This is a genomic window from Kitasatospora sp. NPDC054795 (assembly GCF_053611565.1).
This window is the reverse complement of the sequence record NZ_JBSHAP010000006.1, coordinates 1-13,676: the sequence shown is the minus strand read 5'-3', so window position 1 is coordinate 13,676 and position 13,676 is coordinate 1. Positions and strand designations below refer to the sequence as shown.

The following is a 13,676-nucleotide window of genomic DNA, read 5'->3' as shown; positions in this document are numbered from 1 at the left end:
AAGGGCCCGGGGTGTGGTCCTCCCGGGGCTTCCGTCGACCGGCGGTGCGCCGCCCGGCGCAGGGTCCGTCCTGGGCGCGCGGCCCGTTCGGGTCAGAGGGCCCGTCCTAGGCCGAGCGCCGATGCCGTCCGCCGATCTCGACGGGGCCGTCGAGCGGTGAGCGGCCGCCGAGTCCGGGGTGCCCGTCCAGCGGGGAGCCGACGATCGTCTCCGCCTCGAACATCGCCCAGACCACCTTGCCGCTGCCCAGTGGGTGCCAGCCCCAGGAGCGGCTGAACGACTCCACCAGGTGCAGCCCGCGGCCGGATTCGGCGACGAAGTCGGCCTCCCGTGCGATCGGGCCGATGCTGCTCGGATCGCTCACCGCGCAGACCACCTGGGGCGCGCGGTGCACCAGGCTTATTCGGATCGGGAGCCGGCCCTCCGGGGTCGGCTGTATGGGAAAGTCGTACTCGCCCTGGGTGCCGCCCGACGGGTCGGGCCGTGCGCCGATCGCATGCCGGAGCGCGTTGGTCACGAGTTCCGATGCCACCAGCGCGACGTCGTCGAACAGCTCCGTCAGGCCCCAGCGCTGGAGCGTGCTCCGAGCGAAGTCGCGCGCGGTTCTGACGGCTTCGAAGCGAGGAGCGAGCGTACAGGTGACCACAAGGGGGTCAACTGCCAAAGCCGTACCGGTGCTCATGAAGAGCTCCTCCCATAAGGGGGCGGACACGGCTGGACCCGCCGGGGTCATGCCGGTCACCTCCGACTCGCTCGGCCGCTCGGCCGCCCCCTCGACCAGGCGCACGCGCACTCGAACGCCCGATGACGCGGGGGACGTCGTCGGGTCGGTGCACGGATTCGCGCGTGGGGTCGACACGGAGCCCGCGGGATTGCCAGGGATGTGCAGGTGCACGTGCACCATGGTGGTGTGCGCTCACTGCAGATGCAAGAGTCGATTCACGTGCAGTCGCACTATTGGCATATGCAAGCGCCGGATGCACGTGCATCCTGGTGTGTGGAGTGCGGAACTGATAGGAACATCCGTCAGTATCGGCACCGTGAGCGCTCAACTGATGGCAGACTGTGCGCTGTTTGCCCTAGGTGGAGGTTTCGACCGCATGACCACAGTTCAGCCGGGCGGCGGCTCGATGGTCCGCCGGATCCTCCTCGGCTCGCAGCTGCGCCGCCTGCGTGAGGCGCGCGGCATCACCCGCGAGGACGCGGGCTACGCGATCCGGGCCTCCGAGTCCAAGATCAGCCGCATGGAACTCGGCCGCGTCAGCTTCAAGGAGCGCGACGTCGCCGACCTGCTCAGTCTGTACGGCGTGGACGACGGCATCGAGCGGGAAGCGCTGCTCGGCCTCGTCCGCGAGGCCAACAAGTCCGGCTGGTGGCACAGCTTCAACGACGTGCTGCCGGGCTGGTTCCAGACCTACGTCGGCCTGGAGGAGGCCGCCCAGCTGATCCGCACCTACGAGGTGCAGTTCATCCCCGGGCTGCTCCAGTCCGAGGAGTACGCACGGGCGGTTTTCGGACAGAGTCGGCCGGTCATCAGCGAGGAGGAGGTCGAGCGGCGGGTCAGCCTGCGGCTGCGCCGCCAGAAGCTGCTGGCCGAGGGCGCCAGCCCGCGCCTGTGGGCCGTCATCGACGAGGCGGCGCTGCGCCGGCCGGTCGGCGGGCCCAAGGTGATGCGCGGTCAGGTGCAGTACCTGATCGACGTCGCCGAGCAGGCCAACGTGGTGATCCAGGTCATGCCGTTCCGGTTCGGCGCGCACGCGGGCGAGTCCGGGGCGTTCACGATCCTGCGCTTCCCGGAGCAGGACCTCGCGGACGTGGTCTACCTGGAGCAGCTCACCAGCGCGCTCTACCTGGACAAGCGCGACGACGTCGACGCCTACATCCAGGTCATGGAGCGGCTCTGCGTGGACAGCCTCACGCCGGAACGCACGGTGGACCTGCTCGCCTCGATCCTGAAGGAACGCTGAGCCGCTGCCGTCCGGGGCCTGTGAGATCCCTCCCTCGCAAGCCCCACCGGCAGCCGGTCACCAGGCCGCCCACCCGCCGTCAGCCGCGGGCCGGCGGCCGTTCGCGTTCCGGCGGGGACTGCTGCGGCGGGCGGCCCAGTTCCCAGGCCAGGCCGTAGCGGCCGAAGAGGTCGGCGCGAATCAGCGCCAGCGGGCTCTCGGCGCCCGGCAGCAGCACCCCGATGCAGCCGCCCATCAGCGCGCTGCGCAGCACCGCGTGCTCGGCGACCGGGTCGGGCGCGCCCCAGTCCCGCAGCAGTCCCTGGAGGATGGCGCCGAGCTGCTGCTGCTCCGGGTCCTGGACGAAGGCGCCGTTGTCCGGGTCGAGGATCAGCGCCAGGTGCGAGCGCATCACCCGGGGGTGGTCCATCGCCAGGCCGAGCACGGTGTCGATCGCCCCGGCCAGCCGTGCGTCGGGGGATGACCCGGGGGCCAGTTCCGCCAGCGTGGCGGCCAGTGACTGGTGCATCATCCGGTGCGTCGCGGACTGCATGAGCAGCCGTTTGCCGTCGAAGTAGTACGAGAGCAGTCCGCGGGCGAGACCGGCCCGCTCGGCGATGTCCGTGAGCGTGGTGCCCGCGTAACCGCACTGGTCGACCAGCTCGACGGTGGCCCGCATGATCCGCCGGCGGGAGCGTTGCCGCATCTCCTCATTGACCGAATCCCCGCGAGGTGCCATCGTGTCTGCTCCGAACGTTCGTTGGCTCCGGGCCAATATACTTGTGGAGCCGACAGTCGCACCGGGGTACCGTGCCCCGGCGGGCACTGCCCGGGCGGCGGCCACGAAGACGGCCGGCTCCACCGACACGGGGGTTTGGTGGAGCCGGCGCCATGGCCCGACGGCGCGCAGGCCGGTTACGGGCGCGGCCCGGTCATGGGCGGGGTCCGGGGGCTAGCGCCCGGCCAGGACGTCGGCCCGGGCCGGGATCGACCCGACCGGCGGCTCGTCACGATCCGGCACGGGTGCGGGAACCGCCTTGCGACGCCGGTCCACCAGGGCGCCCGCCGTCGCGACCACCAGGCCGACCACCGCGACCACAGTGACGAACAGCAGCGCCGGCCGGTAGCCGTCCAGCTGGGCCTGCGGGCTGTCGCCGCCCGCGCTGCCGGCCGTGATCATCGCGGTCGCCCCGGCGAGGACCACCGCGGTGCCGACCTGGATCGCGGTGTTCACCAGACCCGAGGCCAGTCCCTGCTCCTCGTCGCTCACGCCGTCGGTGGCGGCGATGTTCACCGAGGGGAAGGCGAACGCGAAGCCCACACCGAGCAGCAGCATCGAGGGCAGCACCAGGCCCGGGTACGAGCTGTGCTCGTCCAGCCGCAGGAACAGGGCGAAGGCGGCGACCAGTGAGGCCAGGCCGATCGGCAGCAGCCGCCCGGTGCCGAAGCGGTCCACGATCGGGCCCATGAACGGCGCCGAGAGCGCGATGAGGGCCGCGGCGGGCAGCAGTCCGAGCGCCATCTCCAGGGCCGACCAGCCGAGCAGGTGCTGGAGGTAGAGGGTGACCACGAACTGGAACCCGCCGTACGCGCCGGTCATCGCGAAGGCGACCACGTTGGCGCGGGCGACCGAGCCGTTGCGGAAGATGCCGAGCCGTACCAGCGGGTGCGCGGTGCGGCTCTCCACCCGCAGGAAAGCGGCTGCCAGCACGGCGACGACCAGCAGCGAGCCGAGGGTGCGCGGGCTCAGCCAGCCGGTGCCCTGGGCCTCGGTCACGGTGAAGACCAGCAGCATGACGGTCGCCGTGCCGGTGATCGCGCCGAGGACGTCGTAGCCGCCCTGGGCGCGCTCCTCGACCGGGCGGGGGAGGAGCCGGACGGCGAAGAGCAGGGCGAGCAGCGCGACCGGGACGGGCATCAGGAAGGTCCAGCGCCAGCCGACCGAGGTGAGCAGGCCGCTGAGCACCAGGCCGAGCGAGAAGCCGCTGGCGCCGCAGGTGGTGTAGATCGACAGCGCGCGGTTGCGGGCGGGGCCCTCCGCGAAGGTCGTGGTGATGATCGACAGGCCGGCCGGGGCGGTGAAGGCGGCGCTGACGCCCTTGAGGAAGCGGGCCGCGATCAGCAGGCCGCCGTCGTCGACCAGGCCGCCGACCAGCGATGCGGCGGCGAAGACGCCCAGGGCGACCAGGAACACCCGGCGGCGGCCGAGCAGGTCGGCGGCGCGCCCGCCGAGCAGCAGCAGGCCGCCGTAGCCGAGTACGTATCCGGAGACCACCCACTGCAGGGTGGAGGTGGACAGGTGCAGGTCGGAGCCGATGGACGGAAGGGCGACGCCCACCATGGAGACGTCCAGGGCGTCCAGGAACATGGCGGCGCAGAGCACGATCAGGGTGCCCCAGAGGCGGGGAGTCCAGTGCGGCCCGCTGGTTGACGGGGCGTCGGGTGACGTGACGGTCGCGGTGGTCATGGGGGGGACAGTACATGCACATGCATTCAATGCAAATGAATTAAATGTGAACGCATTAATTGTCGATGCACGTGCTAGGGTGGCGGCGTGGCTGAACTCGACTCCCCGGCGGAGGCCGGTCTCGTCGCGCAGTGGCGCGAACTGCTGGCCCGGCATGCCGCCGCGGCCTGCGCCCTCGACCGCGAGCTGGGCGACCGGTACGGGCTGGGCATGAGCGAGTTCGAGGTGTTGGAGCGGCTCGTCGAGAACTGCGGAGGTGGCGGGGGCCAGCCGGTGCGGGTGAGCGAGCTGGCCCACACCGTCCATCTGAGCCAGAGCGCGCTCTCGCGGCTGATCGCCCGCCTGGAGAAGGCCGGACTGGTCACCCGGGCGATGTGTGAGAGCGACCGCCGGGGCGTGCAGCTCACCCTCACCGAGGCCGGCCGGGAGCGCTACGAGCAGGCCAGGCCGCTCCACCGCCGGGTACTGGAGCAGGCCCTCGGTGGCGGTCCCGGCCCGGCCGGCGGATCAGCCTCCGGCTGACGCCTCGTCAGAGGCGCCGCGCCGGTGCGGTGTCGACCTCACAGCAGGGAGTGCAGCCCCGGTGCCGCGGCCAGCAGTACGACCACGGCGGGCGCGGCGAGCGCCGCGACGGTGAGCCGCAGCCGGTGCGGGACGGAGAGCCGCGGACGGCCCGCGAGCAGTCGGTCCACCCGCTTCGGGGACTGTGCCAGGCCGGGCGGGCAGGAGCCGAACACCCCGCGGTCCAGGTTGAGTTCGGCCAGCGCGAGGGCGGTGGTGTGCCGGCCGTGCCGACGGGCGGCCCGGTCGTCGGCGGCCAGTTCGACCAGCTCCGCCACCTGGTTCCGGAAGGCGCTGAACACGCCGACCCCCGGGAAACCCGAGGCGAGCGCCTGGGCGAACTGCTGGAGCCAGTGGTGCCGGGCCCGGACGTGACCGCGCTCATGGCTCAGCACGGCGGCCAGCTCCCGGTCGGTCAGCTGCTGGAGGGCGCCGGTGGTGACCACCAGCCGGGAGTCCGGGCCGGGCAGCGACCAGGCCTCCGGGCGGACGTTCTCCAGGACCACCAGCCGTTCCCGGCGGCTCCGGGCGGTCTCGATGGTGTCGGGCAACTCCGGTGCCCGGTTTGCCAGTTGGGCATGCCGTCGACTGCGCAGCGCCTTCGCCGTACGAACCTCCCGGGTCAGCGCCAGCACCGTCTGCACCCCGCCCGCGGCCAGCACCGCGGCGCACAGCCGACCCCAGCCCTCGGCCTCCTGGAGGCCGTACGCCGCCTCCACGCCGTGCGGTGCGCCCGCGAACAGCAGCGAGCGCAGCTCCGGCAGGGCGGCGGAGGCCGCCAGGAGGAGGCCCAGCGCGCAGCAGAGCAGAACGGCCACCACCAGGCACTGCCACACCAGCAGCGCCAGCACCGGTTCGCGCTCCGCCCAGCGGGCCCGGGCCAGCAGCCGGGGCACGAGGGTCGAGAGCAGCAGGCCGAGCAGCAGCAGGCCGATCAGGGCAGGCATCGATGGGCTCCCCGAGTACGCACGGAACGCGACAACGCGCTCCCTGCCAACCTATGCGCTGGCGACGCCCGGTGGAACGGCTTTCGACCGGCCAGTGACCAACGCCACGCTCGGACGGGGGCTTTGGGGCGCCGGGCCCGGGCCCGGGCTTTGGCGTGGAGGGGGCGGAGCCGGGGGCTTCGGCGTGGCGGGCGGAGGCTGTGGGGTGTCGGGCGGGTGTCCCGCAGGTCGTCACATGGTCAGGAGCATGGCGAACATGCCGATGCCCATGGTCAGTCGGCAGGCCTGTGGCAGCCCGGCGGTGCCGACCGCGAGGGTGCCCGCCGGAGTGCGCAGCAGCCGGCTGCCGGTCCAGACGGTGTACGCGGCGAAGTAGAGGAGGAGCACCCCGGTCAGCAGTGGAAGGCCCAGGGCGGCGGCTCGGTGGTGGCCGTGTCCGGAGGTGGACGCCATCGCGAGGGCCATGTACGTCATGGCGAGCGCGCCGACCGCGTGGTGCAACCGGTGCGCCCGGCCGGCCGGGGCGTGGGCGGCGGCGAGCAGAAAGGCGGTGGCGGGGAGGCCGAAGAGTCCGGCCCAGACGGCGGGCGGGACGGTGGCGCCGGTGACGGCCATCGCGGCCATGCCCAACCCCATCAGGGCCTCGGCGGCGTCGGACTCGCGAGCGAGCGGCCGGTGCCCACCGCCCGGGGCGCAGGGGGAGTGGCGCAGCCGGACCAGGCAGGACGTGCCGGCGCCGGTGGCGAGGAGGGCGAGGAGCCAGTTGACCAGGGTGGGTCCGTGCAACGGCGGCCTCCCGGGGCGGTGGGCGCCGGGGGCGGCGAACAGGGGACAGCGAACAGCGGTCGGCGGACAGATGACAGCGAACAGATGATGAAATCTGTCGGCTGTCATCCGTCATCCGTGAGCTGTCATCTGTTCGCCGCCCCCGTGCGCGGCGACGGACGTCCGGTCCACGATCACCGCACCCGGCCGGGCACGGCCAGGGCGCGTACAGGGGCGCACAGTGGTGCCCGTCGTTGCGAAAGCCCTGGCCGCGCACCCGTCGCGTACTCGTTGCGCACCCGTCGCACGCCTGGTCGCACTCCCCGGCCGATCGGGCCGCTCACCCGGCCGCCACCAGGTGGGGGCGCTCAGCCCTGGAGCCGACCCGAGGCGACCACCCGGCTGAGGAACTGCCGCGTCCGCTCCTCCTGCGGATCGCCGAACACCTGCTCCGGCGGCCCCTGTTCGAGCACCACCCCGCCGTCCAGGAAGCAGACCTGGTCGGCGACCTCACGGGCGAAGCCCATCTCGTGGGTGGAGAGGACCATCGTCATCCCCTGTTCCTTGAGGTCCCGCACCACCGACAGCACCTCGCCGACCAGCACCGGGTCGAGCGCCGCGGTGATCTCGTCGAGGAGCAGCAGCCGCGGCCCGGTGGCCAGCGCGCGCACGATGGCGACCCGCTGCTGCTGCCCGCCGGAGAGCCGGTCCGGGTACTCCTCGGCCTTGGCCGCCAGCCCGAGCCGGTCGAGCAGTTCCAGCGCCCGGGCCCGTGCCTCGGCCCGGGCGACGCGGTGCACCCGGCGCGGGGCGAGCGTGATGTTCTCCAGCACCGTCAGATGAGGGAACAGGTTGTACGACTGGAACACCACGCCGATCCGGCGCCGCACGGCGTCCTCGTCCGCGCGCGGATCGGTGATCTCCTCGCCGTCGAGGAAGATCGCCCCGTCGTCGATCCCCTCCAGCAGGTTGACGCAGCGCATCAGCGTGGACTTGCCGGAGCCGGAGGCCCCGATCAGGGCCGTCACCGAGTGCTCGGCCACGGCGAGGTCCACGTCGCGCAGCACCACCTGGCCGCCGAAGGTCTTGCGCACCGACTCCAGCCGGAGCACGTTGCTCGACGTCACACCGCACCTCCCTGGAGCTGGCGACGGTTCATCCGGGCGGTCAGCCAGTCGGCGAACCGGGTCAGCGGAATGGTCAGCACGATGAACACCAGCCCCGCCACCAGGTACGGCGTGAAGTTGAAGGACCGGGCCGCGATGATCTTCGCCGCGTACACCGCGTCGATCGCGCCGCCGATCGAGACCAGCCCGGTGTCCTTCTGGAGGCTCACCAGGTTGTTGAGCAGCGGCGGCACGACCCGGCGGACGGCCTGCGGCAGCACCACGTACCGCATCGTCTGCGCGTTGGTCAGCCCCAGCGACCGTGCCGCGGCCCGCTGGCTCGGGTGCACCGACTCGATACCGGAGCGGAACACCTCCGACACGTACGCCGAGTAGGTCAGCACCAGGGCGGCCCCGCCCAGCAGCAGCGGATCGGTGGTCACCCCGGTCAGCCGAAGCGCCGGCACCCCGGTGATCATCACCAGCAGGCAGATGATCATCGGCAGCCCGAGGAAGAAGTCCACGTACGCGGTGGCCAACAGCCGTACCGGCAGGAAGACCGGACCGCGCAGCGTCCGCAGCACCGCCAGCAGCAGCCCGAACAGCAGGATCAGAGCCCCGCAGCCGAGCATCAGCTCCAGGTTCAGCCGCAGTCCCTTCAGCACCTCGGGCAGTGCCTGACGGGCGTAGTCGAGGTTGAAGAAGGTCCGCCGAGTCACCTCCCACCCGGGGGAGTTGACGATCAGGAGGTACAGCACGACGGCCGTGGCCAGGGTCGAGCCGGTGGCGATCAGCGCCGAGCGGCGGGCCCGGGACCGCCGGTACGCCTCGTGCGCCAGCCGCCGCTCGGACGGACGGTAGTCGTCCTCCGTCGCCGGCGCCCCGGTCGGTGGTGCGGTGCGCGGCGTCGGCGCCTTGGTGAGCTCCGCCGGACCGGCGGCGCCCGGCGCCTGCCCGCCCGGTGTCTCCAGGCCCGGTGCCTCCAGGCCCGGCGCCTCCCCGCCCGGTCCGGGGCTCAGGTCAGCGCTCACTTCAGCACCGGTGCCGAGACGGCGTCGGACAGCCACTGCTTCTCCAGCTTCGCCAGCGTGCCGTCGGCGCGCAGCGCGTCCACGGCCTGGGAGACGCAGCCGGTCAGCTTGGAGCCCTTGTCCAGCACCAGGCCGAACTGCTCGGCCTGCGCGGCGGCCTCGAACTGGCCGACCACCTGGGCCTCCGGGACCTCGGCGCCGGTGATGTAGAAGGCGGTCGGCAGGTCCACCACCAGGGCGTCGATCTGGCCGTTCTTCAGCGCGGCCTTGGCCAGGTCGTTGGAGTCGAAGACGGCCGGCTGGGTGCTCGGCTTGATGGTGTTGGTGATGGTGTCCAGGCTCGTGGTGCCGACCTGCGCGCCGAGCTTGGCGCCCTTGAGGTCGGCGATGCTCCTGGCGCCCGCCGCCTTGGAGTTCTTCAGCGCGATGACGGTCTGGCGCACGTCGTAGTAGCCGGAGGAGAAGTCCACGGCCTGCTTGCGCTCGTCGCTGACGGACACCTGGTTGATGTCGAAGTCGAAGTCCTTGGCGCCCGGGGAGGTCGCCTTGTTGAACGGCGCGACCACCCAGCCGACCTTCTCCTTCGGGTAGCCGAGCTTCTCGGCGACCGCGTAGGCCACGGCGGACTCGAAGCCCTTGCCGTTCTCCGGCTTGTCCTCGGAGAACCACGGGTCGTACGCGGGCTTGTCGGTGCCGACGGTCAGCGTTCCGGCGGTGCGCGTGGCCAGCGCCCCCGGCGCGCAGCCCGCCGCCGTCCCGCCCGTGCCCGAGGCGGCGTCGGACTTCGGGTCCTGCGGTGCGCAGGCGGTCAGCACGGCCGCGGCGGCGACCAGCGCGGCGATGGGCAGTACGGCGGAGGGCTTGCGGAGGGTCATGACGGGGCTCCAGGGAAGGACCGGCGGGACGGGGGGAACGAGGAGGGGCACGGGAGGGCGCGACGGGCGGCCCGCATCCCGGCGGGTCACTTCCCCCCGGTGGCGGCGCCGGAACACACGCGGCATGGTCGGCGTACGGGCCCGCGTCCGCGGCGCCCCCCGAGCCGGATCGGCAGCAGCCGCGGCGGCGGCAGGCCGGTCAACAGCAGCGGCGACAGCGGCAGCTCAGGCCGCGCGCGCGACGGCGACGGCAGACGTGCCGACGGGAGGGCGCCCGGAAGGGGCTGTCGTGGCGTACGGCCACCGTGATCACCGCCGGGAGCATGCGGGGAGGTTCGCATCAGAACAGCGCATCTGTCCAGAACATCCAGATCACTGTCCACATGCCGGACAATCCGCCTCCCGTCGAAGGTTTGGGCGCCGGAGGGGCGGTGCACCGGAGCTTTGCCGGTCCGGGCCCTCTTGAACAGGAGAACCTTTCGTACTTATGGTGTCCCCGTTGAAATAACTCCTGTCGAAGTGAGTCCACGATGCAGAATCTTTCGCCAAGGCTCGCTGTGGCGGCCGACGCCCCGGTCTCGACCCTCGCCGGCCACCCGGCCTGGCTGCGCCTGAAGGAGGCCGTCGAGACGCTGCGCCCGCTCCAGTCGAAGGACGGCTCGATCGACCTGGCCGCCGTCCAGCGGCACACGGTCGACCCGCTGGTCGCCACCGTCCGCGCCGCCGTCCAGGAGCTCGCTCCGAACTTCCCGCACGACGCCGCCTACCTGGCCGCCGTCGACGCGGACCTCGCCAAGTGGGCCGACACCGGCTACCGCGAGCCCGACTTCCTGGACTCGCTGCTCGCCTTCCAGCCCGCCGACCAGCGCGAGGACGGGCTGGAGCACCTGGTCGTCTTCCCGATGTACACCCAGAACGGCAACCCGGACCGCAACCTGGAAGCCGTCCTGCTGAGCGTCGTGTGGCCCGACTGGCTGGCCGAGCTGGAGCGCACTCGCTTCGACAACCCGATGTTCGTGCCGATCACCTTCACGGACTTCACCGCCGGCTACGACACCAACTCCGCCGTGCTCTTCCCCGAGACGGTCTCCGTGCGCAAGGCGCCGGAGCGTTTCACCTGGGGCGGCATCTTCTGCGACCGCGAGGCCGCCCGCTTCCGCGCCGTCTCCACCAGCGCCGTCCAGCAGCTCGGCCTGGAGATCCCGGCTGACGCCGAGGGCCTGCTCCAGGACCAGCAGCGCGCGCAGGAGACCTTCGTCCTGTGGGACCTGGTCCACGACCGCACCCACAGCCACGGCGACCTGCCGTTCGACCCCTTCATGATCAAGCAGCGCAGCCCGTTCTGGATGTACGGTCTGGAGGAGCTCCGCTGCGACCTCACCACCTTCAAGGAGGCGGTGAAGCTGGAGACCGAGGGCAACCAGCACGCCCGCGACGTCCAGTACGCGGTCCTCTTCGACCGCCTGTTCCGCTTCCCGGTCTCCGGCGACCGGGTGCGCAACTACGACGGCATGGGCGGCCAGCTGCTCTTCGCCTACCTGCACAAGCACGACGCGCTGCGCTGGCGCGACAACCGCCTCAGCATCGACTGGGAGCGCGCCCCGCAGGTCACCAACGCGCTCTGCGCGGAGATCGAGACCCTCTACCGCGACGGCATCGACCGGCCGAAGCCGGCCCACTGGATCGCCGCCTACGAGCTGGTCTCCCGTTACCTCACCCCGCACCCGGCCTCCACCTGGGCGAAGGGCTCCGAGGCGCTGCCGCTCGACATCACCGACGGCAAGGCCCTCAACAAGGCCCTGTGCGACGCCGTGCTCCCGGACGAGTTCCCGCTGAGCATGTTCTACGAGGCCCTCAACAAGAAGCTGAGCGGCGTCATCGCCGCCACCGCCGGCATCACCGGCGCCGGGATCCAGGGAGCCGCCGCGTGACCACCTCCACCAACGCCCCGCTGGCCGGCAAGGTCATCGCCGTCGCCGGAGCCAGCGGCCCGGCCGGCCGCGCCGTGCTGCGCCGCCTCACCGCCGACGGTGCCACCGTGATCGGCGCCGACATCGACGCCCAGCGCCTGGAGTCCGCCCTGGACGCCACCCGGGTGGCCGTCCGCGGCGCCAAGGTCAGCGGCCAGGTGATCGACCTGCTCGACCCGCAGGAGGTCCACGACTGGGCCGACCACCTGGAGTCGGAGCACGGCCACGTCGACGGCCTGTTCCACCTGGTCGGCGGCTGGCGCGGCAGCAAGACCTTCTTCGACACCCGGCTGGACGACTGGGACTTCCTGCACGACACCGTCGTGCGGACCCTCCAGCACACCTCGCTGGCCTTCCAGCCCGCGCTGGTCCGCAGCACCGCCGGCCGCTACGCGATGATCTCCGCCGCCGCCGCGCACAAGCCCACCGCAGGCGGCGCCGCCTACGCGGCCGCCAAGGCCGCCACCGAGGCGTGGACCCTCGCCATGGCGGACTCCTTCAAGAAGGAGACCACCGACCCCGACGGCGAGCCCACCGCCGCGGCTGCGATCCTGGTCATCAAGGCGCTGGTCAGCCCCGAGATGCGGGCCGAGAAGCCGGAGGCGAAGTTCGCCGGCTTCACGGACACCACCGACCTCGCCGGACACCTGGCGGGCCTCTGGGACCGCCCCGCAGCAGAACTGAACGGACAGCACCTGTGGTTGACAGCCCGATGACCGACCTCACCCGTACGGACGCGGTACGGCGGCACGACCCCACCGTCCGCGGATTCGCCAGCGACAACTACGCCGGCGTCCACCCGGAGGTCCTCGCCGCGATAGCCCTCGCCAACGGCGGTCACCAGATCGCCTACGGCGAGGACGACTACACGGCCCACCTCCAGGACGTCTTCCGCCGCCACTTCGGCGAGAAGGCCGAGGCCTACCCCGTCTTCAACGGCACCGGCGCCAACGTGGTCGCCCTCCAGTCGCTGCTCCCGCGCTGGGGCGCGGTGGTCTGCGCAGAGTCGGCCCACATCCACGTCGACGAGGGCGGCGCCCCGGAGAAGATGGGCGGCATCAAGCTGCTCACCGTCCCCACCCCGGACGGCAAGCTCACCCCCGAGCTGCTCGACCAGCAGGCCTGGGGCTTCGGCGACGAGCACCGCGCGCAGCCGCTCGCGGTCTCCATCACCCAGAGCACCGAGCTCGGCACCCTCTACAGCCCCGACGAGATCCGCGCGATCACCGAGCACGCCCACCAGCTGGGCATGCTCGTCCACGTGGACGGCTCCCGACTGGCCAACGCCGCCGCCTCGCTCGGCCTGCCGCTGCGCGAGTTCACCACCGACGTCGGCGTCGACGTGCTCTCCTTCGGCGGGACGAAGAACGGCCTGCTGTTCGGCGAGGTCGTGGTGGTGCTCAACCCGGAGCGGGTGCTCAACATCAAGTACCTGCGCAAGACCTCGATGCAGCTCGCGTCGAAGATGCGCTTCGTCTCGGTCCAGTTCGAGGCGCTGCTCTCCGGCGACCTCTACCTCCGCAACGCCGGCCACGCCAACGCGATGGCCAGCCGCCTGGAGGCAGCGGTCCGGAAGATCGACGGCGTTGAGGTGGTCCGCCCGGTCCAGGCGAACGCGGTCTTCGCGATCCTCCCGCGCGAGGTGAGCGAGCGGCTCCAGAAGCGCTACCGCTTCTACTTCTGGAACGAGCACACCGGTGAGGTCCGCTGGATGTGCGCCTACGACACCACGGAGGCCGACATCGACGCCTTCGCGGCGGCCATCGCCGAGGAGATGGGCCGCGCCTGACGGTGCCCGAACCACGGATCGTCCCGTCCCGCGTCAGCGGGACGGGACGATTTGCATGTGGCGGGCCGGTCCCCGTACAGTTCCGGAGTCGCCGCGGGAGACCGGGGCGGCAAAACGGAAAGCAAATCCGATGAATGAAACTCCGGAAAACGGAGCGGAAAACATCTGATAAGCTGGAAACACGAAAGAACGAAGCCCGGAGGGTCCGCTGGAAGGCGG

13 protein-coding genes are annotated in these 13,676 nt (G+C 71.8%); 5 read left to right on the top strand and 8 right to left on the bottom strand.

Translation table 11 applies throughout. The annotated features are described in order from the left end of the window. Positions 1–106: 106 nt before the first annotated feature. Positions 107–682: an ATP-binding protein gene (locus tag ACWGJO_RS03535; protein ID WP_452181949.1), complete on the bottom strand. Its 576-nt coding sequence runs from the start codon at positions 680–682 to the stop codon at positions 107–109. Between the two features lie 418 nt (positions 683–1,100). Between ACWGJO_RS03535 and ACWGJO_RS03530 the strand changes: the two genes are divergently transcribed. Further along, on the top strand, positions 1,101–1,967 hold the full coding sequence (locus tag ACWGJO_RS03530; RefSeq protein ID WP_387685310.1) for a helix-turn-helix domain-containing protein: 867 nt from the start codon (positions 1,101–1,103) through the stop codon (positions 1,965–1,967). A gap of 79 nt (positions 1,968–2,046) precedes the next feature. Here ACWGJO_RS03530 and ACWGJO_RS03525 read toward each other — a convergent pair whose 3' ends face one another. After that, a complete protein-coding gene (locus tag ACWGJO_RS03525) occupies positions 2,047–2,652 on the bottom strand; it encodes a TetR/AcrR family transcriptional regulator (RefSeq protein ID WP_387685312.1) in 606 nt (201 codons plus the stop codon). 246 nt (positions 2,653–2,898) lie between these two features. After that, positions 2,899–4,413 (bottom strand): MFS transporter, encoded by a 1,515-nt coding sequence (locus tag ACWGJO_RS03520; RefSeq protein ID WP_452181948.1) that lies wholly within the window; start codon positions 4,411–4,413, stop codon positions 2,899–2,901. Positions 4,414–4,500: 87 nt separating this feature from the next. Between ACWGJO_RS03520 and ACWGJO_RS03515 the strand changes: the two genes are divergently transcribed. Then, positions 4,501–4,935 carry a MarR family winged helix-turn-helix transcriptional regulator gene (locus ACWGJO_RS03515; RefSeq protein WP_452181947.1) on the top strand — a complete coding sequence of 145 codons (435 nt, stop codon included), beginning with the start codon at positions 4,501–4,503 and terminating at the stop codon, positions 4,933–4,935. Positions 4,936–4,973: 38 nt separating this feature from the next. Here the strand turns inward: ACWGJO_RS03515 and ACWGJO_RS03510 are convergent, their stop codons facing one another. The 5 genes from ACWGJO_RS03510 to ACWGJO_RS03490 form a co-directional block, all read right to left on the bottom strand. Continuing rightward, complete coding sequence (locus ACWGJO_RS03510; RefSeq protein WP_452181946.1) at positions 4,974–5,921, bottom strand: M56 family metallopeptidase; 948 nt, start codon at positions 5,919–5,921, stop codon at positions 4,974–4,976. A gap of 231 nt (positions 5,922–6,152) precedes the next feature. After that, positions 6,153–6,707, bottom strand: a complete 555-nt coding sequence (locus tag ACWGJO_RS03505; RefSeq protein ID WP_452181945.1) for a DUF5134 domain-containing protein — start codon at positions 6,705–6,707, stop codon at positions 6,153–6,155. 347 nt (positions 6,708–7,054) lie between these two features. Continuing rightward, the gene (locus tag ACWGJO_RS03500) at positions 7,055–7,813 is read right to left on the bottom strand and encodes an amino acid ABC transporter ATP-binding protein (RefSeq protein WP_452181944.1); all 759 of its coding nucleotides are present in this window, start codon (positions 7,811–7,813) and stop codon (positions 7,055–7,057) included. After that, on the bottom strand, positions 7,810–8,631 hold the full coding sequence (locus ACWGJO_RS03495; RefSeq protein ID WP_359914669.1) for an amino acid ABC transporter permease: 822 nt from the start codon (positions 8,629–8,631) through the stop codon (positions 7,810–7,812). The genes ACWGJO_RS03500 and ACWGJO_RS03495 overlap by 4 nt, the downstream gene beginning before the upstream one ends. Positions 8,632–8,819: 188 nt before the next feature. Then, positions 8,820–9,698, bottom strand: a complete 879-nt coding sequence (locus ACWGJO_RS03490) for an ABC transporter substrate-binding protein (RefSeq protein ID WP_452181943.1) — start codon at positions 9,696–9,698, stop codon at positions 8,820–8,822. A 530-nt stretch (positions 9,699–10,228) separates the two neighbouring features. On the opposite strand from ACWGJO_RS03490, the gene ACWGJO_RS03485 reads away from it, so the two are divergent. The 3 genes from ACWGJO_RS03485 to ACWGJO_RS03475 are packed head-to-tail and all read left to right on the top strand — an operon-like array spanning position 10,229 to position 13,457. Beyond that, entirely contained in the window at positions 10,229–11,629 is a 1,401-nt protein-coding gene (locus ACWGJO_RS03485; RefSeq protein ID WP_452181942.1) for a DUF6421 family protein, read from the top strand. Further along, positions 11,626–12,384 (top strand): SDR family NAD(P)-dependent oxidoreductase, encoded by a 759-nt coding sequence (locus ACWGJO_RS03480; protein ID WP_359914666.1) that lies wholly within the window; start codon positions 11,626–11,628, stop codon positions 12,382–12,384. The genes ACWGJO_RS03485 and ACWGJO_RS03480 overlap by 4 nt, the downstream gene beginning before the upstream one ends. Beyond that, positions 12,381–13,457: a threonine aldolase family protein gene (locus ACWGJO_RS03475; RefSeq protein WP_452181941.1), complete on the top strand. Its 1,077-nt coding sequence runs from the start codon at positions 12,381–12,383 to the stop codon at positions 13,455–13,457. Before ACWGJO_RS03480 ends, ACWGJO_RS03475 begins: the two co-directional genes overlap by 4 nt. The last annotated feature ends 219 nt before the right edge of the window (positions 13,458–13,676 follow it).